The sequence below is a fragment of the Burkholderia sp. BE17 genome (assembly GCF_009362305.1).
Lineage (GTDB): Bacteria > Pseudomonadota > Gammaproteobacteria > Burkholderiales > Burkholderiaceae > Burkholderia > Burkholderia pyrrocinia_C.
The window spans coordinates 1-25,246 of record NZ_WHNU01000017.1; the positions used below are offsets into that span (position 1 = coordinate 1).

A 25,246-nucleotide genomic window follows, 5' to 3' on the forward strand; every position below is an offset into this window, starting at 1 on the left:
CCGCGATCTCGGGCACGACGATGTAGTTCGAGAACGTCGACGTGCCCATGTAGTGGAACAGCGGCTTGCCGTCGAGCGAGAAGCGCGACGTCGCGTCGGGCATCAGGCCCTTGCCCTGCGTCGCGCGAATCTTCTGGCACAGGTTGGTCTTGCGCGACAGGCAGAACTTGCACTCGCGGCACTCGGGCGTGTAGAGCGGAATCACGTGGTCGCCCTTCCTCACGGTGCCAACGCCGGGGCCGACGTCGACCACCACGCCCGCGCCTTCATGGCCGAGGATCGCCGGGAAGATCCCTTCCGGATCGGCGCCCGACAGCGTGTAGTAGTCGGTGTGGCAGATGCCCGTCGCCTTCACTTCGATCAGCACTTCGCCTGCGCGCGGCCCCTCGAGATCGACTTCCTCGATCGTCAGCGGCGTACCCGCCTTCCATGCAATTGCTGCTTTCGTTTTCATTGAACGATTTCCTGTATTTCTGAACTGTTTCGCATACGTTATGCGCTATCCGGGGAAATGAAACCGGAACGCATGAGACGGGTAAAATGCAAGGTGTGCCAGCACGAAAGGAAGCCACGGCGGCGTCGGGATTGCACGCGTGCCTGACCTCGAAGACGTAGAGCCACCTCGCTGTCGAAAGCGCTCATGAACCGAGCGATCGATTTGTCCGATACATGCGCTTTCCCGAGCAATGTCCCGGCCGGATAGCTGCGCGCCGAAGCGCGAGTCGTTGTCAGAACTGGTGGCGGATGGCGACACGCGCCATGAGCTGCTTGTCGGTTGACGAGGGCGCCGCGGCGTCCGGGTTCGAGGCGAACTCGAGCCCGGTTCCGGCTACGCCCGAAGCGCTCGACACCTTGACGTAGGCCCCCTGAACATACACGTCGGTTCGCTTTGTCAGGTTGTAGTCGGCCATCACGCCGAACTGGTGGTACTTCGACTTGGCGCTGCCGCCCGACGCACCATCGTAGATGGCTTGCGTATACGTGTACATGCCGCCCACGTAGAGCGCCGGTGTGAACTGGTACTTGGCATTCACCTCGAAGTTATCGAACTTGAGCGACGATGCCGCGCCGAGTGCCGGGCTCGGCGACAGGTTGGCATATACCGTTCCCGTCGGCTGAGACAGATTCGTGTGCGTGTACACGAAGCCCAGGGTAGCGGCTGCGATCGTGTAGTTGATGCCCGCGCCGAATACGCGTTGACGAGCGGCAAACCAGCTACCGTCCGCCCCGCTCGATCCAAGGTCGACCACCGCGCCGGCACTGTCGTGGTTAGGGTTATCGACGTTCAGGTATGCGGCGGCAACGGTCAACGGGCCGTGGGTGTACTGCACCCCGACGCTTTCCGCGCGATTGAGCGCGAAGCGGGTTGAGTTGCTGAAAGCGTATGCGCCGCCAAACGTGAAGCCACCGTAGTCGACGCTGGTGTACTTGACCGCATTGTTAATGCGGAAACTGTTGTCGGTATTGTCGTTGTCGTACGGGTGCGAGAACATCGCACCACCCCAGTTACCGTTGACGGTGAGCGGCGCCAGATAGTCGACGAGAGAGTCATACTGACGGCCGAAAGCAAGCGTACCGAGCGTTGTGCTGGCCACCCCGACATAGGCCTGCCGACCGAACGCCTGGCCTTCTTGTCCCAGCTTGCCGTTGTTGACGTTGAGACCGCTCTCGAGCTGGAAGAGCGCCGACAGACCGCCGCCCAGATCTTCCGTTCCCTTCAGACCCCAACGGGAACCCTGCGCATCGCCGCTCGACATTGCGTAGAGGCTATGGCCTCCAGCGTTATTCGTATAGTTCAGACCTTCATCGATAAGGCCATACAAGGTGACGCTGCTTTGGGCATGCGCTCCGCCGGCACATGCACTCATCACACCCAACGCGAGAAGCAATCTTTTCATACTTGTCTCCTTGGAATTAAACCGTCTCGATACGCCGTATGCGGACGGATATTTTTGAAACGCTTGTGAAAACAACTTACATGGGAACCAAACGACGAAACACGTGAATACTCATGCACCGGAGGTCAACTCGCCGCTCGATGGTGATGACTCGATACAAATTGCTTGAAGCGGGTCGAACATGAATCGCCGAAGAGCTCATCGGGCGTGCCTTCCACATCGACCTTTCCTTGATGCAGGAACATCACGCGGTTGGATACGTGACGTGCAAATCCCATCTCGTGCGTAACGACAAGCATGGTTCGCCCCTCCTCCGCCAGCGAGCGCATGACGCGCAGCACTTCACCGACGAGTTCGGGATCAAGCGCGGATGTCGGTTCGTCGAAGAGCATCACTTTGGGGTGCATTGCCAGAGCGCGCGCGATTGCGACGCGTTGCTGCTGCCCGCCCGACAGATGCGCAGGATAGGCGTCGCGCTTTTCGTACAAGCCGACCTTCTTCAGTAGTTGCTCGGCTTCCTCGATGCACTCCGCGCGCAAGCGCCTTTGCACGCGTATCGGGCCTTCGATGACGTTTTGCAGAACGGTCATGTGCGACCACAGGTTGAAGTTCTGGAACACCATCCCCAGTTGGGACCGAATGCGATCGACCTGCGTGCGATTGCTGGGCAGGAGCCGTCCGTCGCGATGGCGCTTCATTTCCACCGATTCGCCCGCGACGATCAATTCGCCGTCATCCGGCGTCTCAAGCATGTTGATGCAGCGCAGGAACGTGCTCTTTCCCGATCCGCTCGCGCCGAGAATGGAAATGACATCGCCTTCGTGCGCGTCGAGCGAAATGCCTTTGAGCACGTGCACGTCGCCAAACGATTTGTGAACGTTCGCCACCGACAAGGCGACTGGCGCATTGGCGGATGACGGGCTGGATGCGTGAATACTCATGTTGATCTCCGGATGCTTGTGTTCAGGACTCGACACGTCGGGCTTCCGACGGCCCCGACAACGTGTTGCCGGACGTGCGTGATGCCTTCTTCGTTTTCACCTGGTCGCGTCGTTCTCGGAGATGAGGCGACAGCTTCGCTTCAAGGATCGCGAGCGCACGGACGATGATGAAATTCAGAACGAGATAGATCGCGGCCGCGCAGATGAATACCTCCATCGTCCGGTACGTCCGCTGGATGATCTGCTGTGCGACTCCCGTGACTTCCCATACCGTTACGAGGCTCGCAAGCGCGGTCGACTTGACGAGCAGCACGGCTTCGGTCGAATACGCCGGCAATACGTGACGCAAGGTAATCGGCGCGATGATCCGGCGCAGCAACGTGAAGCGCGGCATTCCAATCGCCTGTGCCGCTTCGATCTGACCCACCGGCACCGACAGCAGCCCCCCGCGAATGATCTCCGCTGTATAGCCGGCGGTGCACAACGCGAGCGACACGATCGCGCATGAATACGGTGCGCGCAGCACCGGCCAGATGAAACTGGCTCGAATCACGTCGAACTGCCCGAGGCCGTAATAGATGAGAAACATCTGGATCAGAAGCGGTGAACCTCTGAACACGAGGATGTACAGGCGCGCGATGCGATTCGGCAGCCAGAAGGGGCTCACTCGCATCGCCACGATCACGATCGACAGAAGCCCGCCCGCGATCAGCGATGCGAAGAACAGACCGAGCGTACTCGGCACCGCGGCGAGCAGCTTTGACAGCGTGTCGCCAAGAAAATCAATATCGATATGCATAATGGTCGGCCGGCAGGTTAATGACGCACGAAGCTGTGGCGGAACGAGCGCCCGATATGTGCTTCAGCACGATCGAAGACTCGATTCGAGACGATGGTCAGGATCAGATAAAGGACGCCGCCGGCGATATAGAACAGAAAGTACTGGTGGGTCGAACCCGCACCGACCTGGCTCGTCCGCATCAACTCGGCAAGTCCCGTCACGGAAATCAGCGCGGAATCCTTCAGGCTCGCCTGCCACACGTTGCCGATGCCCGGCAAGGCAAAACGCACGACCTGCGGGATCAGCACGCGGCGCCACAGCATCGGGGTTGGCATGCCGATCGAGCGGGCCGCTTCGATTTCGCCGGGCGACACGGCGAGTACCGCGGCGCGATAAACCTCGGCTTGGTACGAACCCGAGATCATTCCAGTCGCGAAAGCGCCGACCAAGAACGGCGGTACACCGATGAAGCCTTGGGCGCCGAACATCTGCCCTACTGCGGTGATGAGCGTCGACCCGCCGAAATAGAACAGATAGATGATGAGCAGCTCGGGGATGCCGCGAAAAACCGTCGTGTAAAAGTCACCCGTCACGCGCAACGCGCGGCTGCGCGACAGCTTGGCCGCCGCGACCAGTGCACCGAACACGGCACCGACCGTAAGCGCGGCGAGCGTCAATCCGACAGTCAGCAACGCAGCGGCCAGGAGCACGCTTCCCCAGCCATCCGGTCCAAACCCAAGCATCTCGTATAACGTCATGTTCATCACCTGCTCGTTGGGTAATTCATTTGAAAGTTCAATCGTCGTCTCACGCGCTCATGCAACGATCGTGATGCTGTGGCGCCCGTGGACGCCGCCGTCCGTTCCTTCGCCTGAACCCGCATCGGGATGCATGTTCACTCTCCGGAGCAGCGCATAAGTCAGCTTTTATACAAACATCAAGTTTTCTGCCGTATCCGCCCCCTCTCTCGCATTTCGAAAAATTCTCGAGCGAAATATTTACTGATAATTCGCCGCGATCGTGTATATGCAAGATTGCGCGAGAAAAAGTAGACGGCAACAACTTTGTCGAAAAACACGTCAAAACACGGGAAACCACTAACCGGCCTACTGTTTCTTCATATGCAATCGCACATTTAATAAATATCGTTTAGCTACACTTATCAATATATAAATAGATATGCGAATGATCTGATCGTATAGCCATACCGCGTGCAACGGCATTCCCCCGTATTCCATCGATGCCTGCATCGGACCGTCAGAAGTGGCGCATCGGTCGCTCGGAATGAACACCGAGCCACGCCAATAGGTATGTGTGTTCGCGGATATCCAACACTCCTGGCGAGCGTCCAATATCGATCGTGTTGTTGCCGTGCGTAGCAACGATCCTTATCCGGATCCCCTGTAAGTGGTTGGAGTGAGCGATAGTTTTAGGCGAATGAGGACGCCGCCGGCAACAATTGGCCGTGTGACAGAAGGTCGGCTTCGCCACGCTCCGCCGGCCCATCGGCACACCGGGCGTCCGGTCGTGCGACCTGTATATCTGCAGGCGAGCGCGTCTCACCTGCGACCAACCGGATCAACGGCGGGGCTTCATCAAGCAATCGGCATGCGACTGCGATGTCGCCCGCAAGCGGTCGATCATCGCGATATCGCGACACAAGCTGGCGCACGCGCTGCCACACCGAGTGGGTCAACGGTGCCGGTGACGCATGACTCGCCTGCAAGTCGAACGCCTGTGCCGAGGCGAGCATCTCTATCGCGAAGATCTGCTTGCCGTTTTCAATGATGTCTAGCGTCTTGAGCGCGGCGGGAGTCGCGTGACACAGGTGGTCTTCCTGCAGCCCGGAGGTTATGCCGCCATCGAGACTCGCCGGCATCGCGAGACGCCGGTTCTGCGAGGCAAGCGACACCGCCGTGTATTGCGCAATCATGAAACCGGAGCATGTCCCGCTCGTATCCGCCAGAAAGGCCGGCAGACCGTTCACCAGCGGGTTGACCAGGCGGTCGATTCGGCGCTCAGCCATCGCCCCGACTTCGGCCATTGCGGTGGCAAGGTTGTCCATCCCGAGCGCAATCGCCGCGCCGACCGCATGGGCCTGCGAATAGACTCGAGGGGCATCGGGCGTGCCGGCAACGACAGGATTGTCGGTCACCGAAGCCAACTCCCGGTTCACCACTTCCGCAGTCATGGCGAATACGTCGCGCACAGCGCCATGCACGTGCGGAATCGTGCGCAGACTCAGCGGATCCTGCGTGCGCGCGCCGCGCGAATCCGCGAGAATGCCACTGTTGGCGAGGAGCGTACGCAGGCGTGCACCGACCACCGACAAACCTGGCGAGACGCGTAACGCAAGCGCATCGGCATCAAAGGCGGCGAGTTGTCCGTGCAGATTTTCGAAGGTCATCGCGGCGATCACATCGGCCCAATCAAGCAGACGTTCCGCGTTCGCCAGTGCGAGCGCCGCCAAACCGGTCACGCACGGCGTGCCGTTGACGAGGCTCAATCCTTCTTTCGCTTCGAGCACGAGCGGCTCGAAGCCGAGACGTCGCAGCGCTTCGGCGCCGCTGATCCGTTCACCCGCCGCCCGCCCGCCCGCGGAACTGCCGAAGTCGCGGGCGAAGCCTTCTCCGATGCACACCAGCGCGACGTGCGCCATATGGCTGAGATACCCTACCGAACCAAACGCGGGCACCTCAGGCAAGCAATTCGAATTGAGCATCGCGACCAAACGCTCGACCACCTCCAGTCTGATACCGGAGTGCCCATGTGCGAAATTGCTGACGGCCACTGCAATGATCGCTCGCGTTTCCTTTGTGCCAAGCGGTGCGCCAACGCCCACCGAGTGACTCATCAGGATATTGCGCGACAACTGTCGCTGATTGGCCGGCGATACGATCACGTTGCATAGCGCACCGACGCCGGTATTCACGCCGTAAGCGCGAATGCCGCGCTCGACGATCTCCTCGACCAACCTGCGCGCCGTCGAGATTCGCTCCCGCGCGCCTTCCGACAGGACAAGTTCGGCACCCGCCGCAATCGCGGCGACTTCGTGCCAGTCCAACGGTTGGTCGAGAAGGATCGCGCGGCGATCCGTAGTCCTGTTGACACTCAATTCCTGTTCCATTCCTGGTGGCTCGAAGAAAACCGCGTGTTGCACTCCGACGCATGCCGACCGGGCGGCACATGCCGCACCGGACCTCGATGTTGTCAAATCCGCTCAGCCGCTCACGGCGTAACGTCGACCTTGAACCACTTTTCGGACAGCCGCTTTACCGTACCATCGGCGATGGCTGCTGCAATCGCTCCGTCGAATTTCGTCCTCAGATCGGAATCGCCCTGACGGAACGCGAGTGCTTCGCCCGGCCCCCACACGGGGCCTGCGATCTTCGGTCCGGTCAATGCCAGGGACTTGTTGCCCGGTTTCGCGAGCGCGGCGGCGTAGTAAGTCGCGTCGTCGAACGCGACATCGATGCGACCTGCCACGAGGTCGAGATCGTGCTCGGCCGCCGTCTTGTATTCGCGAATGGTGGAGCTATCCTTGAAATTGGCATCGATAAAGGTGGTGTAGGCCGTGCCGGTCTGAATGCCGATCGTCTTGCCTTTCAGTGCCTGGCGAAGCGAATCGATAGCGGGCCTGTCGGTGCTCGGGGCGCCCGTCAGCTTGACGGTTTCACCTGCCCCGGTCACCTTCGATAGCAGTTTCGGATCAGTCGACACGAAAACGGCTGGCGTATTGCCGTAAGGCCGCGAAAACGAAATGACTTTCTGACGCTCGGGCGTGATCATGATCGCGTCCATCAAGACGTCGAATTTTCCTGCCTGGAGACCCGCGATCATGCCGTCCCAGTCTTGCGTGACAAGCTTGCATTCGAGTTTGATGCGCGAACACAGGTTTTGCATCAGTTCCGGCTCAAAACCACCAATCTTGCCGCCCGGCAACGTCATGTTCCACGGCTCGTAGGCCCCTTCAGTCGCGATCGTCACCGACGTCCAGTCTTTCGCCTGCGCCGAAGCGGTGAACATGGCGACCGCGCCAAGCACGGCACAGGTGATCAGCGTACCTACCGCTTTGCCTTTTCCTTTCATGTCAATCTCCTCTTTTTTGGTAGAAAAATCGGTTTGCCGTGATTGTCACCGGCAACTTCGATCCATTCAGTCCGGCGCCGCGGCTGTTTTGAATTTTCGGTACGGTTTAAATATGTGGCGCCAACTTCCTCACGGCCCGCCTTCCTTTGCTTGCGCAAGCGCAGCGCGAATGCCGACAGCGAGAGAGCTCAAGCAGGCACCTGAAAATGATGCAATTTCGTTCGCACTCCATCACATGCTACGCGTCAACAGCGCCTCGAACAGAGTCAGGCCATCCATAGGTGGGTCTACCGCGCTATCCAAGGCGGGGCCAGTGAAGCACGCTATGCCGCGCGGCCGTAGAAACCGATCTTCTCCTCCTCGCTGAACATCACACCGGGCTTTTCGTAGTACGAAAATACAGCAATCATGCGATCCTGGCTCCCTTGGACGGGAGTGACTCGGTGCGCGGTGTTCTTGCCCCGGAATACATTCAGGGTGCCGGCCGTCAGGCGAAGGCGCTTGACTTGCGGGTCGCGCCCTTCGAGCAGATCCGCGACGCCATCGAAATTCGGATCGGTGTCCGACCGGAGATCGGACCGATACTCGAATTCCCCTCCCATCTCCGGAGCCTGAAGCAGCAGCGTGGTCGTGAATTCGGAACGGTCGAAATGCCAGTTCAAGGCTTCGCCTGCACGATAGGACATCACGTTGGCGCGCGCCAGCGGATCCTGCATGACATAAAGCGACGCCTTGTGCATTGCTGCGGCGAGGAAGTGCACCAGCGGTGCGTACCCGTAGACGGCAAGGATGATACTGCCGGGAATCTGATCGGCGCACACCGTGTGATTGATCGTCTCGACCTTGCGCAGCGCCGGATGACCCGACTCAAGCTCCGGAATCTCGGGCTTGAAGTAGATGTTGTGCATCCGCTTGTGCGTGTGAGACCGAGTGTCCATCACCGGTCGGATTTCCGCGACGGCTCGTTCGGCCACACCCGGTCGCAACAGGCCCTCGAGATTGAACATGCCGGTGGCATCCAGCTCGGCAATGGACTTCTCGAGAAGCGCCGTCCACTCGACGCTGCCCACCCGGTCCAGCGGGTACCGCTCAAGATCAATAATGTTCTGCACTGTCGTCTCCTCATAGGATGAGGAGAAAAAATATGGCGACAAAATCTCTGCATCAACGGCAAAAATTGTTATGCTCACCCCAGAAAAACTTTCTGAAGAGACCTAAATGCCAAGACTCCCACCACTGAACGCCGTGAAAGCCTTTGAAGTCGCGGCCAGGACGAGCAGTTTTGCTCTGGCGGCAGTGGAATTGGGGGTCTCATCGACCGCGGTCAGTCTGCAGGTTCGCAATCTCGAAGCGTTTCTGGGCAAACAGCTGTTCACGCGAAACGGCAACCGCATTGCGCTGACGGATGCAGGTCTGGCGATCTACCCCCAGACCTCAAGGGCGCTCAGTGACATAGCAGCCATGACCTCGCGCATTCTTGAAGGGGAACTTCGGACGCGGCTCGTTGTGAGCGTGCCTTTTTCGTTAGCGGAAATGTGGCTGGCACCCAAACTGGCGGAGCTGATCGAGGTATTCCCGCAAATGGCGATCGACATCCGCGTGGAAGACGACCCGGTTGATCTGGCCCGGCAGAACATCGATCTCCGGATCAGCTACGGCGACTATCATTACCCTGCGCTCGAGGTGATTCCACTCGTCCATGACGAGGTTGTGCCAGTGTGCGCGCCCGAGTTCTGGTACAAATACGGGAACAATGAGTTCAGCTTGAGCGAACTCCATGAGAGCATGTTCATCCATACCAACTGGGGCCCCAACTACGCATCGCACCCAACATGGGGAGACTGGTTTTCCAAGACCGGAAGTGACCGCCATCCGGATTCATCGCGGGGACGTCGAGTCGGGCTTTCCAGCCTCGCGATCTCGTCGGCGCGCATGGGGTTGGGCGTGGCACTTGGGCAGCAGGTCATGGCTCGGACCGACCTGGAGGCCGGTCGGCTGATCGCATTGTCCCCCGTGTCGATTCGACTCGGCCATCCGTACTGCGCATTCATTCCCGATTCGAAGGCAGATCGAACCGATATACAAAGGCTGCTGGCACTCCTTGGCAACAGTACCTCGCCGGCAGACGGGACGAAATCGAACCGGACGCGTGCAGCCTTCCATCCGGACCCGGGCAGTAAATAATCCGGGATGAACGCGCGAGATCGCTTGGTGCATCACACGCTACCGAATTCACGGCCTTCGACGGCACTGTCATGGGTGAGTAACCCACGGGAGTGACCAGAGACGTTTCTTGTAGCCATTTTGACCTGCCCCCGGCAAACAGGGCCATCCGGAGTCTAGTAAAGTTCGTTTTCTGAGAAGAAGACGAACATGAAGAAGCGCTTTTCGGAACAGCAAATCATCAGGTTTCTGAAGAAAGCCGAGGCCGGTATGCCGGTCAAGGAACTGTGCAGGAAGCACGGGTTCAGTGATGCTTCGTTTTTACACCTGGCGCGCGAAGTTCGCCGGCATGGAAGTCTCGGACGCACGCCGGCTGAAGGACCTGGAGGCTGAGAACGCGCGGCTGAAGAAGTTGCTGGCCGAGGCAATGCTCGACATGGAAGCATTAAAGGTTGTCGTCACGGGAAAACTACTACAGGCAACTCAGAACTCCAGTTGAGCCGCCAGTGACTCCGCCCGTGGTGACTCCGCCGCCGGTGACTCCGCCCGTGGTGACTCCACCGGCAGTGACCCTGCCGCCGGTTGTTCCCCCCGTTGTGATTCCCCCGGTAAAGCCGGTCAGTCCGGTGTCGCCTCCCGCGTTCGTGATTACGTTGCCAGCGTGGATGAAACCGTATGTAAAAAACCCTGGGAAATGGATCGCCTTCAGATAAAACATTGACGGCTTGTTGATCATCAACCCCCAGGCAGTTGATCGAAGAGAGGCTGAACCGGCGTCGATTCGGCCTCTCACTTCTAGAGGTAATCGCCATTTCGTACAGAATCTGGCAGTTCGCTTGAATGCCTCGTGTAACAAGAGCCGCGGCCGATTCCGATGATCTTTGGCAGAGTCGACCTGGATCTGAGGCAAGTTGCCGTTTCCCACTTTTCAATCGACACGCACACTAGGACCTAGACGGAGCGCCGATTGAAAAGCAGCGTCGCTGCTCGAGCGTTGCAAGCCTTTCCAGACAGCGTGGCGCCCGTCGCAGGCGGGTACGGGAAACGCAGGGCTTGGCACCCAGACAGCAACCATTTGATTTGAAACCAATTTTTATTGGGGGCAGTCTGGAACGCCACATGCAGCCTAGATCGCTCTAACCGGAAAATTGCACGGATATCAAGACCACCCCGGTTGCCGCCTCCACAATCGGATCTCGCTCGCGACGTGCTTAAGGATCCGTAAATCTTCGACTTCCTCGGCCTGACCGGAGCGGCCCGACCTGCGTCGGCGGCTACCGCCGCTCAACCGCCTCCCGTCGTGGCGAAATCGCCCGGCGGTAGCGGTCGATTCGCCACGTCTTGCGCCTCGGCACGCGTCAGGCCGAGCGTCTGCAATACCACCGCCGCGGCCCGCTCCGGGAAACCGTCCTCGTCGCCCACCCGCTTCCCGCTTCCGTCCGTGGCCGTGTCGGTCGCGTGAAATTCCACCGCGATCGCCGCGAGAATCGTTCCCGTCATAGCGAGCACGCTCATGAACGGATCGCCGACGACAAACCGGCGTGCCGCAATCCCGCGCTCGCTGTCCCGCCGCAAACGCTGACCCAGCCCGTGATCGAGAGCGCGCGCCGAGAAACCCTCCCGCATCAGGAACCGGCCCCATAGGCGTTCGCGGCGCGCTCGCATCAGCGTGTGGCGCACGCATGCGGATACGACCTCGGCGGGATCCGACAAGTCGGCCGCGAGTCGCTCGAGCCTGTCCGCGAAATCGTCGAACACCCACTCCGTCAGCGCGGCGAAGATGCCTTCCTTCGATTCGAAGTGGTAGTAAAACGAACCGAACCCGACATCCGCGGCCTCGGTGATCTCGCTGATCGCCACGTTATCCCTCCCCCTTTCCGCCATCAGCGTGAACGCTGCCTGCAGCAAACGCATGCGCGTCGCCTGCTTGCGGCGAACTCCGCGCGGTTGGCGATGCTCCGCTTCCCCGATGGAGGCGTCTGGGCGACGGGGCCCGACCGTTCGGTCCATGAGCGCGTCTCCGTTATCCGAAAGAATTTTCTGCATGCCGAAATTCTAGATGACTCACTCATACTTGACAATATTATCAGTTATGAGTCTAATCTCGGAAATCGCGGTGCCGGGTTCCAGTGGCAACACAGTGTCCGACGCGCGGTAGCGGGAAACGCCAGCGCGTCCATGGCCGGTGCAGGCCGTTGCAGTCGGTTCGTTATCCAGTCGTGCGCCCCGCGCGGACACCCGGCGACGGCGATGTACGGCATCGCCAGGTTCTGTCGGCCGGCCGCGCCGCCGAAGCGATCGATCCGTCGGCAGGTCGGCGGCCATCGCAGTGCATGGGTATGGGCATGTCGGCAACCTCGGCGATTTGCATCACAAACATCGGAGTACTTATTTATACGCAGGATCGCAGCCGGCGACGAAGCCGGAACGCGCTTGCGCTAACCGGGCGCCCCGCCGTGGTCGCCGAATCATTTTCAGTTGGCCCCCTTACTAGTCTTGGAAACATCGTGAAATCACCCGGTCCTAACGCGCGGACTTCAACGCGCCGGTTTCTGACACGCATCGCGCCGCCGGTTCGGCGGGCGCCGATCGTTTTCGCCTGCAGTGCGATTCTTCTGACGGCTTGCCACTCGCACCAGGCCCCCGCGCCTGAATTGCAACCGGTGGTCGCGCTGGCGGTTCATGCGGACAACGGCGCGGCGCAGCGCGTGCTGCCCGCGCAGGTTCAGGCACGATATTCGACGCCGCTGTCGTTCCGGGTCGGCGGCAAGATCGCCGAGCGGCGCGTGCGAATCGGCGACACGGTCAAGGCAGGCCAGGCGCTCGCGATGCTCGATCCGGCCGATCTGCACAACACGCTGCTGAATGCACGCGCACAGCTCGATGGCGCTGAGCATCGCGTCGGCTACGCGAAACAGCAACTGGATCGCGACCGCGCGCAGGCCCAGGCCAACCTGATCGCACCCGCACAGCTCGAGGCAACGCAGGACGCTTATGCGTCGGCGGTCGCGCAACGCGATTCCGCGCTCGCGCAAATGGCGCTCGCCGGCGATCACCTGCGCTATGCCACGCTGGTCGCGGACCACGACGGAGTCATCACGTCGGAAGACGCCGATACCGGGCAGAACGTCGAGCCCGGCCAGGCGGTGTTTCATCTCGACTGGAGCGGCGATCTCGACATCGTGTGCGACGTCTCGGAACGCGATCTGCGCGATCTCGCGATCGGCCGCGTCGCGCACGTCAGTCTGACGGCACTGCCGGGCAAGGTCCTCGACGCCCGCGTGCGCGAAATCGCGGCAGCCGCCGATCCGCAGAGCCGCACGTGGCGCGTGAAGCTGACGCTGATTGCGCCGGGGCCGGACGTCCGTTCCGGCATGACCGCGAGCATCGCGTTCGACGGCACCGTCGACGCCGCCGCGGACCACGCGATCACGCTGCCGGCCACCGCGCTCTTTCATCGCGCCGAAGCACCGGCCGTCTGGGTCGTCCGCAAAGGCAGCGACACGCTGGAACTGCGTCCGGTGTCGGTCGGCCGCTACGACGAGCGAACGATCTCCGTCACGTCGGGCCTGGCGGACGACGAGCGCGTCGTGATGCAGGGCGTCCATACGATCAGCGCCGGCCAGCATGTGCGCGTCGTGCCGCCGCTGCATGCGGAGGACTTCCCGTCATGAACGCCCCAGAACATCGGCACGCGCCGGACGGCGCGCACGACGCGCGAACCGGCGCCGCCTCGAGCGACGACGGCGGCTTCAATCTCTCCGCATGGGCGCTGAAGCACCAGCAGCTGGTGATCTTCCTGATCGGTCTCGCGACGATCTTCGGGGTGATCGGCTATACGCGTCTCGCGCAGTCGGAGGATCCGCCGTTCACGTTCCGCACCATGGTGATCCAGACGTACTGGCCGGGCGCCACTGCGCGCGAAGTGCAGGAACAGGTCACGGACCGGATCGGCCGTCAGCTTCAGGCCGCGCCTTACGTCGACAACATCAAGAGTTATTCGCGCCCCGGCGAGTCGATGATCTTCTTCGCGATGAAGGATTCGGCGCCGGTCGACCAGGTGCCGGAAACCTGGTATCAGGTGCGCAAGAAGGTCGGCGACATCCGCGCGACGCTGCCGAAGGGAACGGTCGGCCCGTTCTTCAACGACGAATTCGGTGACGTCTACACCAACATCTATTCGCTCGAAGGCGACGGCTACTCGCCCGCGCAACTGCACGACTACGCGGACAAGCTGCGCACCGTGCTGCTGCGCGTGCCGGGCGTCGCGAAGGTCGACTACTTCGGCGATCCCGCCCAGCACGTGTTCGTCGAGATCTCGAATGCGCAGCTGACGCGCCTCGCAATCACACCGCAGCAGCTCGCGCAGGCCATCGACTCGCAAAACGCCGTCGCCCCGGTAGGCACGGTCGCGACGGCCGACGATCGCGTGTTCGTACGACCGAGCGGTGCATTCAAGGACACACAGGCGCTCGCCGACATGCTGATCACCGTAAACGGCCGGACGTTCCGGCTCGGCGACGTCGCGAAGGTGACGCGCGGCTACGACGATCCGCCGGTCACGCAGATGCGTGCGAACGGCCACGCCGTGCTCGGTATCGGCGTCACGATGCAAAAAGGCGGTGACGTGATCGACCTCGGCAAGGCGCTCGATGCGAAGGCAAGCGAGTTGCAGGCCGCCTTGCCGGCCGGTCTGAAGCTGGCCGCGGTGTCCAGCATGCCGCATGCCGTCAAGCACTCGGTGGACGACTTCGTCGAAGCGGTCGGCGAAGCCGTCGCGATCGTGCTCGTGGTCAGCCTCGTCTCGCTCGGCCTGCGTACGGGCATGGTCGTCGTCATCACGATCCCGATCGTGCTCGCCGTGACGGCGCTGTGCATGCACGCGTTCGGCATCGGCCTCGACAAGGTGTCGCTCGGCACGCTGGTGCTCGCGCTCGGGCTGCTGGTGGACGATGCGATCATCGCCGTCGAAATGATGGCGGTGAAGCTCGAGCAGGGCTGGAGCCGTGCCCGCGCGGCGGCATTCGCGTACACGAGCACGGCGTTCCCGATGTTGACCGGAACGCTCGTCACGGTATCGGGCTTCCTGCCGATCGCGCTCGCGAAATCGAGCACCGGCGAATACACGCGTTCGATTTTCGAGGTGTCGGCCATCTCGCTGATCGTGTCGTGGTTCGCGGCCGTCGTGCTGGTGCCGCTGCTCGGCTATCACATGCTGCCCGAGCACGCGCATCGCGACGGTCACGCGCATGGCGACGACGTGTACGACACGGGCTTCTACCGCCGGCTGTCCGGCTGGATCTCGGTCTGCATCGAGCGCCGCTGGGTGGTGCTCGGCGTCACCGCCGTGCTGTTCGCGATCGCGATGGCCGCGTTCACGCGCGTGCCGCAGCAGTTCTTCCCGAATTCCGAGCGGCCCGAACTGCTCGTCGACATGCGCTTGCCGGAAGGCGCGTCGTTCGATGCGACGCTACGTGAAGCAAAGCGGCTCGAAAAGGTGCTCGACGGCCGGCCTGAAATCGATCACGTCGTCGACTTCGTCGGCACCGGTGCGCCGCGCTTCTATCTGCCGCTCGATCAACAGCTCCAGCAGCCGAACTTCGCGCAGTTCGTGATTACGGCCAAGGATGTCGAGGCGCGCGACCGGCTGTCGCACTGGCTCGAAACGACGCTCGCAAGCCGCTTCCCGACCGTGCGCACGCGCGTCGCGCGGCTCGAGAACGGGCCGCCCGTCGGCTTCCCGATCAAGTTCCGGGTGAGCGGCGACGATATCGCCACCGTCCGCGGCATCGCCGAAAAAGTGGCGGACAAGGTCCGCGCCGACGCGCGTACGCGCAACGTGCAATTCGACTGGGACGAACCGGCCGAGCGGTCGGTCTCGTTCGAGATCGACCAACTCAAGGCACGCCAGCTCGGCGTGACGTCGGAAGACGTATCGGGTTTCCTTGCGATGACGCTGTCCGGCTACACCGTCACGCAATATCGCGAGCGCGACAAGCTGATCGACGTCGACCTGCGTGCCCCAAGAAGCGAACGCATCGATCCGTCGAGGCTCGCCGGCCTGGCGATCCCGACGCCGCACGGCTCGGTGCCGCTCGGCACGATCGGCCATGTGCGCGACACGCTCGAATATGGCGTGATCTGGGAACGCGACCGCCAGCCGACGGTCACCGTGCAAGCTGACGTGCGCGGCGAAGCGCCGAGCATCGGCGTGACGCGCGACCTCGACGCCGCACTGGCGACGCTGCGCGCCACGCTGCCGTCCGGTTACCGGATCGAGGTCGGCGGCGCGGCCGAGGAAAGCATGAAGGGCCAGACGTCGATCAATGCGCAGATGCCGCTCATGATCATCGCGGTGCTGACGCTGCTGATGATCCAGCTCAAGCGTTTCTCTCGCACCTTCATCGTCGTGCTGACGGCGCCGCTCGGCCTGATCGGCGTGGTCGCCGCACTGCTGCTGTTCGGCAAGCCGTTCGGCTTCGTCGCGCTGCTCGGCGTGATCGCGATGTTCGGGATCATCATGCGCAATTCCGTGATCCTGGTCGATCAGATCGACCAGGACATCGCGGCCGGCCAGCCACGCTTCGCTGCGATCGTAGGCGCAACCGTGCGCCGCTTCCGGCCGATCATGCTGACTGCTGCCGCCGCCGTGCTCGCGCTGATTCCGTTGTTGCGTTCCGGCTTCTTCGGCCCGATGGCCACCGCGCTGATGGGCGGCATCACGATCGCGACGGTGCTGACCATCTTCTTCCTGCCGGCGCTCTACGCGACCTGCTTCAAGGTGCGCGCCGACGAACGCGAGTCGCGCGCACTGGACGTCGCGTCCTCGGAGACATGCTGATGAAACCCTCTCGTATCACATCGATGCTGGCCGCCAGCGCGGCGCTTGGCCTGGGCGGCTGTGCGATGGCCCCGAGCAGTACGCCGCCCGCGATGCCGTCGCCGGCGCACTACGACGCGACGCCTCAGGCGTCGCGCACCGCCGAGGCGGCGGGCGTCGCGCAGCAATTCGACGTCGGCTCCGCGCCCGTCCCGCAATGGTGGCGCCTGTATCGCTCCAGCGCGCTCGACGCGCTGGTCGACGAAGGGCTGCGCGCGAACCCGACGCTGGCCGCGACGGAAAAGACGCTCGCCGCCGCCCAGGAGGAACTGCGCGCGCAGATCGGCGCGTCGACGCTGCCGTCGATCGACGCAAACGCGCAGGTGGCCCGCACGCGCACACCGGACATCTCCGGCGCGGGCGCGCAAAGCCTGCGCTACAACGTCTTCGTCGGACAACTGCAGGCGCATTACACCTTCGACCTGTTCGGCGCGACGCGATATGCGAACGAGGCGAGCGCCGCGCGCGTCGACGTGCGCGGTTGCGAGCTCGAAGCGGCAAGGCGTGCGCTGGCGGCCAACATCGTCGGCACCGCCATCCGCGCCGCGACGCTCGACCGCCAGATCCTGCTGACGGAGCGCCTGGTCGCCGTCGCCGAGGCATCCGCACTCGAAGACCGGCAGCGTTACACGCTCGGTGCGGTATCCCATGTGCAAGCGCTGGCGTCGACGCAGGGCTCGGCGTCGCTTGCCGCGACGCTGCCGCCGCTGCGCCAGCAACGCGCGAGCGCGGTTCACGCGCTGGCGATCCTGCTGGGCCGCACGCCCGACGCACCGCCGCCGGTCCCCTCCTTCACCGGCCTGTCGCTGCCGGAACATGTGCCAGTGGCGGTGCCGTCCGACCTGCTGAAGGCACGCCCGGACATCCGCGCGGCCGCGGCAGCCGTGAAGGCGGCATCAGCGGACGTCGGCGAGGCGACCGCCCAACTGTTCCCGAGCCTGTCGCTCACCTCGACGATGGGGCGCGGCGGCTTCAGCTGGCCAGCGCTGTTGTCGGGCGCGGGCGGGTTGTGGGCCGTCGGTGCCGGGCTGTCGCAGCCGATCTTCCACGGCGGTGCGCTGCTGGCGCACCGGCGGGCGTCGCGCGATGCATACGACGCCGCAGTGCTGCAGTACAAGGCGGCGGTGCTGTCCGCGTTCGGCGACGTCGCCGATTCGCTCGCCGCGCTGGACAACGACGCGCAAGCGCTGGCCGCGAACGAACTCGCGGCGCGCGCGGCAGGCGAGGCGTTCCACGAAACGGCGCAACGTCGCACGTTGGGTGCCGTACCGATGTCCGCGCAACGGTCGAGCGAGCAGCTCTATCTGAACGCGGAACTCGATGCGGTGCGTGCCGCGAGCCGCCGGATGACCGATACGGCGGCACTGCTGCAGGCAATGGGCGAACTGCCGCCCGACACCGGCACGACGGTCGCGGCCCGGCAGTAGCCGCTGCTTGAGTCGGCGGACCGGCCGGCGCCTTCGGGTCGCACCGGTCCGCAATCCCGAAGCCCGATGCCCGGCATACCGTGCATCGCGCGGTGCCGCGCCTTCGTTACCCGCATGATTGATTCCCGATGAAATTCGACAACCTGGTCGCCTGCCACGAATGCGACCTGCTGTTTCAGCGTCCGCCGCGCCTGCGCGCACTGACGGCACACTGCCCTAGATGCCGCGCGCGCGTGAGCGGTGCGGCGCACGGCCGCCGATCCCTCGACCGGATGTGCGCATTGACGGTTGCCGCGCTGGTGACGTGTTGCATCGCGCAGGCCTTCCCGATCGTAGCGCTCGATGCCGCCGGCATTGCGTCGCACGCGACGCTCGGCGACGCGGTTCGCGCGCTATGGTCGAACGATCAGCCGTTGGTGGCTGCGCTCGTGTTCTGCACGACGATGCTGTTTCCGATACTCGAGCTGGCCGCATGGCTGTACCTGCTCGTGCCGTTGCGTGCGGGCCGCGTACCGCGCCACTTCGCGTCGGTGCTGCGCGGCATTCACCGATTGCGGCCGTGGAGCATGGTCGAGGTGCTGATGCTCGGCGTGCTCATCACGATCGTCAAACTAATGAGCCTCGCACACGTACTCGCCGGGCCTGCGCTATTCGCGTTCGCCGGGCTTACCGTGATGCTCTGCCTGCTGTCGACGATCGAACCGGCCGGACTGTGGGAGGCGCACGACGAACTCGCCGCGCTGCAGCCAGGCGACGCCGACCATACGAAACCGCCCCGCCCCGACATGACGCGACATACGTCGCCCCGGACAACCGAAAGCAGCGGATCGGCGGGCATGACGGCCCGCACCGCGGGATTGATCGCCTGTCACCACTGCGCACGCGTGCAGCCGGTCCACGCGTGCGGCCAGCGCTGCACGCGCTGCGGTTCGCCGCTGCACGCACGCCGCCCGCGCAGCGCCGCCCGCACCGGCGCGCTCGTCGCCGCCGCCGCCCTGCTTTACATCCCGGCGAACCTGTTGCCGGTCATGCACGCGACCTCGCTCGGCCGAGCCGAGGACGACACGATCCTCGGCGGCGTCGCGTACTTCTGGACGTCCGGCGACTGGCTGCTCGCCGCTATCGTGTTCATCGCGAGTGTGCTCGTCCCGATGCTCAAGCTCGCGATCCTCGCATTTCAGGCGATCGCCGCCCATCGCGGCGTGCAATGGCGGCCGCTCGAACGAGCCCGGCTGCATCGGCTGGTCGAGCGCGTAGGCCGCTGGTCGATGCTCGACGTATTCGTCGTCGCGCTGACGATCGCACTCGTGCATTTCGGCTCGTTCGCCGACATCACACCCGGCCCCGGCGCGCTCGCGTTCGGCGCCGTGGTCGTGCTGACCATGTGCGCGTCGATGCAGTTCGATCCGCGGCTCATCTGGGACGGTGCGCCGCGCCCGGCCGCCGCCAATCACCAACCCTGAACCGGCTCCGCCCACTTTCTCGCGAATTCCAAAACGATGTCTCCGTTTGATTTTCCCCCACCTGAGATCCGGCCGCGCAGCCGCTGGATTCCGCCTCTCGTCTGGATCGTGCCGCTCCTGTGCGCACTGATCGGGCTGTCGCTCGTGATCCGGACCGTTGCCGCGACCGGCCCGACGATCACGGTTACGTTCGCCAACGCCGAAGGCCTCGAAGCCGGCAAGACCAAGGTCCGCTACAAGGACGTCGATATCGGCTCGGTCCAGACCATTACGCTCACTCCCGACTTCAAGCGCGTGATCGTCAGCATTCAACTGACGCGCGACGCCGCACGCTTCGCGAACCGCGACACGCGCTTCTGGGTCGTCCGACCGCGCGTGGGCGCCACCGGCATTTCCGGTCTCGGCACGCTGCTCTCCGGCGCATTCATCGGCGCGGATCTCGGCCACTCACCGCAGAAGCAGACCGATTTCACCGGTCTCGAGACGCCGCCCGCCGTCACCGCAGACCAGCAGGGCAGACGCTATCGGCTGCATGGCGACTCGCTCGGCTCGATCGACATCGGCTCGCCGGTGTTTTACCGGCATCTGCAGGTCGGTCAGGTCGTCGGTTTCTCGCTCGACAACGGCGGTACCGGGGTCGACGTGCAGGTGTTCGTCAACGCGCCCTACGACAAGTACGTCGGCACCAATACGCGCTGGTGGCACGCAAGCGGCGTGGATCTGCGGCTCGATTCGAGCGGCCTGAAACTCAACACGCAGTCGCTGGCTACCGTGATCGTCGGCGGTCTCGCGTTTCAGTCGCCACCCGGACAACCGGACGCGCCGCAGGCAGCCGACAATGCGCCGTTCCGGCTCGCCCCCGACGAAGCCGACGCGATGCGCGACCCCGACGGCACGCCGCTGATGGTCGTCATGCGCTTCGACCAGTCGCTGCGCGGGCTGTCGGTCGGCGCGCCGGTCGATCTGCGGGGCATCGTGCTCGGTCAGGTCACGAACATCGGCATCGAGTACAACGAACACTCGCGCAACTTCAGCATGAAGGTCACGATGGCGCTGTATCCGTCGCGACTGAGCCGGCACAGCGATACGGCGCTGCCCGCGCCCGATACGGCCGGCGGCCACGAACTGATCGAGCACCTGGTGGTCCAGGGGCTGCGCGGGCAGTTGCGCACGGGCAGCCTGCTGACCGGTCAGCTCTACGTAGCGCTCGACATGTTCCCGAAGGCGTCGCGCGCGAGCGTGGACGCGCGCCGCACGCCGGTTGAGCTGCCGACCGTGCCCAATACGCTCGACGAACTGCAAGTACAGATCGCCGACATCGCGCGCAAGCTCGATCAGGTTCCGTTCGACCGGATCGGCAACAATCTGAACGGCGCGCTGGCGCATGCGAACCAGTTGTTCGGCCACCTCGACGAGCAGGTCGTGCCGCAGGCACGCGACACGCTGGCCGCCGCGCAACGCACATTCAACGCGGCGGAGTCGACGTTGCGGCAGGATTCGCCAATGCAGTCAGACGTGCATGAGGCGATGCAGTCGCTCACGCATACGCTGCAGTCGTTGAACGCGCTCGCGGACTATCTGGAACGTCATCCCGAGTCGCTGCTGTTCGGTAACAAGGGGGACCGTCAATGAAAGCGCGTTCGTTTGATCGGCTTCGCACGTCGGCGCGCATCGCGACGTGCATCGCACTCGCGGCGCTGAGCGCGTGCGGTTCGCCGCCGGTGCATTTCCATACCCTCGCGGTGGCAGACGATGCGAGTGTCGAGACCACCGCCGCGCATCCCGCGTGGCTGATCGACATTCAGGCCGTGCACGTCGCGGCGCCGGCGGACGGCAACCGGCTCGTCGTGCAGCGCGCCCCCCAGCGCGCCGACATCCTGGAGCAGGAGCGCTGGGCCGCGCCGCTCGGCGACGAGATGCGCGACGGACTGTCGACACGCGTCGCGTCCGTGCTCGGCACGATCGATGTTCACCGCGTCGCCCACCCGGACGGCACGCCTGTCTACCGGGTCGCTGTGGACATGCAGCATGTCGAGTCGTGGCCGGCGTCGCACGTGCTGCTCGACGCGGCCTGGAGCGTGAGTTCCGGGGCCGGACTGCCGGCGCTGACGTGCCGCAGCATCGTTCGTGCCGATACGTCGGCGGGCTACGATGCACTCGTCGATGCGTATCGCCGCGCGCTCGATGCGCTCGCGCTTGGGATCGCCGCGGGAATCCGTGCGGAAGTCTCGCACGTTGCGCCGCCTGCCGGATGCCGCATGTGAACACTCGATCGTCGAAGCGCGCTACCCGCCATCGATTGCGGTGCGCCGGACCAACTGGTCGATTGAATTGGCCCCTACGACGCGGTGAGTCGAATCGGGCGATTGGCTTTGTTTCGGTAGCGGCTGTGCGGTCCGGTGCTCTCGCACGATCAAGTCACATCGTTACAAGAGATTGTTCTGATGAACAGCGGACCGACGCAGCGCTCTTTTCCTGTGTCGATCCGACGTTTCGCGGGATGCGGTGTTGCGCCGCTTCAATCATTTCCGCCAACATGGACAACACAGGATGAAACGCACGCGCCTCACTCGCGAGCAACGCAGGCTCGACACCCGCGAACGGCTCATCGCCACTGCTCGCGCACTATTCATCGCGAAAGGCTTTGCCGATACGAGTGTCGAACATATCGCAGAGGGCGCCGGCTACACGCGCGGCGCGTTCTATGCACACTTCGAACACAAGCGTGAACCGTTGATCGAGATCCTTCGCCGTGACCATGATCGAATGATCAAGAGGCTTCGGTTGGCGGCGCCGGAGGGCGACGGTTACTGCACCGTCACCGACGCCGCGGACATCGCCGCCGGCTGGGAATGTTTCCCGCTGTGGGTCGAGGTGTATCTGTACGCGCTGCGCGATGCCGGATTCCAGCAGATCATGGACAGCATGCACGCCGAACCGGTCGCGCCACCGAACGCGGCAAGCGGCGCGGCGCCCCCCTCTGACCGCATGTCATCGTCGTCCGAACTAGCGGCGGTGCTCGGCGTCGCGCTGTTACGTACTGGCGCACGGCGCGACGAGCCGACGTAGTACGCCGCGATGCGCATGCCCTGCTGTCCGTCTTCGACACGCGCCGGCTGGACCGTGCCCGACCGGCTAATCGACCCGGTCAACTGATGTGTACCGCACGAGCACTCGAGGTGGCCTCGCCGCCGCCTGCGTCACCCCGGTGCGTCACTGCGCCGTCTCGGCCGCATCCACAACGGGCAGCGGCCGGCTTGCGATCTTCTCGGCTTCCGCACGCTTGAGCCCCAGCGTATGCAGCAGCGTCGCCGCCGTGCGTTCCGGAAAATGCTCTCCGCTGAAGCCGAGTTCCTTGAGGACACCGGCTGCCGGTGCGCCCGGAGCGACGAAGTTGAGTTCGGCGGCAATTGCGGTCAGCACCGTACCGCCGATCGAAAGGAAGCCGACGAATGGGTCGGCGACCACGAAGCGCTTCTCGGCGATACCGCGCTCCATGTCCCGCAGCAGGCGTTGACCCAGGCCAAGCGTCAGGACGCGCGCCGAAAAGCCCTCGCGTATCAGGAAGTGTCCCCACACCGGCTCGCGCCGCGCGCGCATCAGCGTATGTCGCACCGCGACGGAAATGATTTCCGCCGGGTCGGACAAGCCGCTGGCCAGGCGATCGAGCGAATCCGCGAACTCCTCGAATACCGATTCCACCAGCGTGGCGTAGATCGCCTCCTTCGATTCGAAGTGGTTGTAGAACGAGCCGAAGCCGACGTCGGCGGCCTCGGTGATCTCGTTGATGGCGACGCCTTCCATGCCCTTTTGCGCCATCAGTCTGAGCGCGGCGTCCAGCAGGCGGGCACGGGTCTCCCGCTTGCGGCGCGCGCCGCGCGGCTCACGCTCTTCGGCGACCGCTGGACTGGATGCTTCTGGAGCGGAGCGCTTTGGTGTCCGGCGACTCGGTGTATTCGTCATGACGTTTCCGATGCTTGTTCGTGCCCAAGTATAGATTCAAACGTCTACATTGACAAAATTATCATCTATGACTTTAATGTCACACAAGGTGACTGACAAACCCTCAAGAACCGATCGAACAACGAATGGAGATACGGTGGAGACACAACTGCACACGGGCGCACGCGCGTCCTTTAACGACAACTCGCGCTCCTCAACGGAGCGCGCGCTGCCTTTCGCGCTCGACACACTGATCGCAGGATTCGGGGCAATCAGCCCCACAATGGCCAATCGGCGGGCCCGTCACGAAGTCGACGTCTTGATCGTCGACAAGGCTGCCGAGATACGCGTCGCCCCACGCGCGATCGCACTCGGCGACGAAGCGCTGCGGACTCCCGGCACCTGCGACGAGGAGCGCCGCCTCCATGCGAAATCGACGATCGACTTCGCAATATTCACGGGCCGGCCAGTCACGTCGTGCCGCGATTCGATTGCATGCCTGCCGTTGCGCGGCAAGCCCCTCGGTGCGACGGCGTGTGCCTTCGCGAGCACCAATCGACCCGCCTGACTGTCATCCTCCATGAAACTGACCACCACACAACCGGCTCGCCACCCTCATCCCACAACGAAGGCGTCGGCGCTCGCCTATCTGATCTTCGATCGTCCCGATCTCGACGAGGCCGAGCACTTTCTCAACGACTTCGGTCTCCGAACGGTGTTGCGGAATGAAACGCTATTGCTGCTGCGTGGAACGGGCACCGCACACTTCTGTTATGTCGTTCGCCAGGCGCCGAAGGCCCGCTTCGTAGGCTTCGGATTGCGGGTCGACAGTCGTGCCGATCTGGAGGCGCTCGCCAAAGTCCCTGGCGCGTCGGAGGTCGAGGCATCGGACTGGCCCGGCGGCGGCCACCGGGTGCGGCTCGTCGATCCGTCGGGTTTTCGGGTCGACGCGATTGCCGGCCAAACACTCGCCGACACGTTGCCGCATCGTGCTCCGCTCCCGTTCAACTCGGTCGACGCGCCCGTGCGGATCAACGAGACGCAGCGGCCGCCGGCACGCGCGCCCGAGATCATTCGGCTCGGGCACGTCGTGCTCGAACTCGCCGACTACCAGGAAACCTGCGCGTGGTACACGCAGCATTTCGGGTTCATCCCCAGCGATGTCCAGGTGCTGCCGGACGGCTCCCCTGCGGTTGCGTTCATGCGGCTCGACCTCGGCGACAGGCCGGCCGATCACCATACGCTCGCGCTCGCCCAAGGGTTCGTGCCGACTTATAGCCACAGCGCATACGAACTGGTCGACGCCGATGCCGTCGGCATGGGCCAGCGCATGCTCCGCGACAACGGGTGGACGCACGCGTGGGGCATCGGCCGGCACATTCTGGGCAGCCAGATCTTCGACTACTGGCAGGACCCGTGGGGCGACAAGCACGAACACTATTGCGACGGCGACCTGTTCACGGCCGACGAGCCGACGGGCGTGCACGCGGTCAGCCGCGAAGCGATGGCGCAGTGGGGCCCGACGATGCCGCGCAGCTTCACGAAGCCCCGGTTCACGCCGTCGAGCCTCGCGGCGCTGTTTCGCAACCTGCGCCGCAGTCCCGATCTGACGCTGAGCAAGCTGCTGACCCTGGCGAAGCTGTTCGCCTGATCCCCAACCGC

The 25,246-nt window shown here is 63.5% G+C and carries 20 protein-coding genes and 1 pseudogene; 11 read left to right on the forward strand and 10 right to left on the reverse strand.

Annotation, left to right across the window (positions count from 1 at the left end):
- The 8 genes from GD429_RS16125 to GD429_RS41840 form a co-directional block, all read right to left on the reverse strand.
- The coding region (locus GD429_RS16125) for an alcohol dehydrogenase catalytic domain-containing protein (protein WP_152857814.1) at window positions 1-454 on the reverse strand (454 nt) is incomplete at its 3' end.
- A 274-nt stretch (window positions 455-728) separates the two neighbouring features.
- Window positions 729-1,898 (reverse strand): porin, encoded by a 1,170-nt coding sequence (locus GD429_RS16130; RefSeq protein ID WP_152857816.1) that lies wholly within the window; start codon window positions 1,896-1,898, stop codon window positions 729-731.
- A gap of 125 nt (window positions 1,899-2,023) precedes the next feature.
- Window positions 2,024-2,839: an ABC transporter ATP-binding protein gene (locus tag GD429_RS16135; protein WP_152857818.1), complete on the reverse strand. Its 816-nt coding sequence runs from the start codon at window positions 2,837-2,839 to the stop codon at window positions 2,024-2,026.
- 22 nt (window positions 2,840-2,861) lie between these two features.
- Complete coding sequence (locus GD429_RS16140; protein ID WP_152857820.1) at window positions 2,862-3,638, reverse strand: ABC transporter permease; 777 nt, start codon at window positions 3,636-3,638, stop codon at window positions 2,862-2,864.
- A gap of 17 nt (window positions 3,639-3,655) precedes the next feature.
- On the reverse strand, window positions 3,656-4,378 hold the full coding sequence (locus tag GD429_RS16145; RefSeq protein WP_152858044.1) for an ABC transporter permease: 723 nt from the start codon (window positions 4,376-4,378) through the stop codon (window positions 3,656-3,658).
- A gap of 671 nt (window positions 4,379-5,049) precedes the next feature.
- Window positions 5,050-6,747, reverse strand: a complete 1,698-nt coding sequence (locus tag GD429_RS16150; RefSeq protein WP_152857822.1) for an HAL/PAL/TAL family ammonia-lyase — start codon at window positions 6,745-6,747, stop codon at window positions 5,050-5,052.
- Between the two features lie 101 nt (window positions 6,748-6,848).
- Window positions 6,849-7,709: a transporter substrate-binding domain-containing protein gene (locus GD429_RS16155; RefSeq protein ID WP_152857824.1), complete on the reverse strand. Its 861-nt coding sequence runs from the start codon at window positions 7,707-7,709 to the stop codon at window positions 6,849-6,851.
- A gap of 323 nt (window positions 7,710-8,032) precedes the next feature.
- A complete protein-coding gene (locus GD429_RS41840; RefSeq protein ID WP_321574648.1) occupies window positions 8,033-8,821 on the reverse strand; it encodes a 2OG-Fe(II) oxygenase in 789 nt (262 codons plus the stop codon).
- Window positions 8,822-8,927: 106 nt separating this feature from the next.
- Here GD429_RS41840 and GD429_RS16165 point away from each other — a divergent pair, with 106 nt between their 5' ends.
- Window positions 8,928-9,893 carry a LysR substrate-binding domain-containing protein gene (locus GD429_RS16165; RefSeq protein ID WP_152857826.1) on the forward strand — a complete coding sequence of 322 codons (966 nt, stop codon included), beginning with the start codon at window positions 8,928-8,930 and terminating at the stop codon, window positions 9,891-9,893.
- 189 nt (window positions 9,894-10,082) lie between these two features.
- A pseudogene (locus GD429_RS16170) lies at window positions 10,083-10,353 on the forward strand (transposase); the annotation flags it as partial.
- 803 nt (window positions 10,354-11,156) lie between these two features.
- On the opposite strand, the gene GD429_RS16180 reads toward GD429_RS16170, so the two are convergent.
- Window positions 11,157-11,882 (reverse strand): TetR/AcrR family transcriptional regulator, encoded by a 726-nt coding sequence (locus GD429_RS16180; protein ID WP_152858048.1) that lies wholly within the window; start codon window positions 11,880-11,882, stop codon window positions 11,157-11,159.
- A gap of 497 nt (window positions 11,883-12,379) precedes the next feature.
- Between GD429_RS16180 and GD429_RS16185 the strand changes: the two genes are divergently transcribed.
- From GD429_RS16185 to GD429_RS16215, 7 genes are all read left to right on the forward strand, one after another.
- Entirely contained in the window at window positions 12,380-13,546 is a 1,167-nt protein-coding gene (locus GD429_RS16185; protein WP_415748938.1) for an efflux RND transporter periplasmic adaptor subunit, read from the forward strand.
- Entirely contained in the window at window positions 13,543-16,713 is a 3,171-nt protein-coding gene (locus tag GD429_RS16190; protein ID WP_152857830.1) for an efflux RND transporter permease subunit, read from the forward strand. Before GD429_RS16185 ends, GD429_RS16190 begins: the two co-directional genes overlap by 4 nt.
- A complete protein-coding gene (locus tag GD429_RS16195; protein WP_152857832.1) occupies window positions 16,713-18,179 on the forward strand; it encodes an efflux transporter outer membrane subunit in 1,467 nt (488 codons plus the stop codon). Before GD429_RS16190 ends, GD429_RS16195 begins: the two co-directional genes overlap by 1 nt.
- A gap of 128 nt (window positions 18,180-18,307) precedes the next feature.
- A complete protein-coding gene (locus GD429_RS16200; RefSeq protein WP_152857834.1) occupies window positions 18,308-19,642 on the forward strand; it encodes a paraquat-inducible protein A in 1,335 nt (444 codons plus the stop codon).
- 36 nt (window positions 19,643-19,678) lie between these two features.
- On the forward strand, window positions 19,679-21,274 hold the full coding sequence (locus GD429_RS16205) for an intermembrane transport protein PqiB (RefSeq protein WP_152857836.1): 1,596 nt from the start codon (window positions 19,679-19,681) through the stop codon (window positions 21,272-21,274).
- The gene (locus GD429_RS16210; RefSeq protein WP_227791662.1) at window positions 21,271-21,906 is read left to right on the forward strand and encodes a membrane integrity-associated transporter subunit PqiC; all 636 of its coding nucleotides are present in this window, start codon (window positions 21,271-21,273) and stop codon (window positions 21,904-21,906) included. Before GD429_RS16205 ends, GD429_RS16210 begins: the two co-directional genes overlap by 4 nt.
- A gap of 286 nt (window positions 21,907-22,192) precedes the next feature.
- The gene (locus tag GD429_RS16215) at window positions 22,193-22,711 is read left to right on the forward strand and encodes a TetR/AcrR family transcriptional regulator (RefSeq protein ID WP_152857838.1); all 519 of its coding nucleotides are present in this window, start codon (window positions 22,193-22,195) and stop codon (window positions 22,709-22,711) included.
- Window positions 22,712-22,855: 144 nt separating this feature from the next.
- On the opposite strand, the gene GD429_RS16220 is transcribed toward GD429_RS16215, so the two are convergent.
- Entirely contained in the window at window positions 22,856-23,605 is a 750-nt protein-coding gene (locus GD429_RS16220; protein WP_152857840.1) for a TetR/AcrR family transcriptional regulator, read from the reverse strand.
- A gap of 136 nt (window positions 23,606-23,741) precedes the next feature.
- Here GD429_RS16220 and GD429_RS16225 point away from each other — a divergent pair, with 136 nt between their 5' ends.
- On the forward strand, window positions 23,742-24,152 hold the full coding sequence (locus GD429_RS16225; protein WP_321574649.1) for a hypothetical protein: 411 nt from the start codon (window positions 23,742-23,744) through the stop codon (window positions 24,150-24,152).
- Between the two features lie 12 nt (window positions 24,153-24,164).
- Window positions 24,165-25,235 carry a VOC family protein gene (locus GD429_RS16230; RefSeq protein ID WP_152857842.1) on the forward strand — a complete coding sequence of 357 codons (1,071 nt, stop codon included), beginning with the start codon at window positions 24,165-24,167 and terminating at the stop codon, window positions 25,233-25,235.
- The last annotated feature ends 11 nt before the right edge of the window (window positions 25,236-25,246 follow it).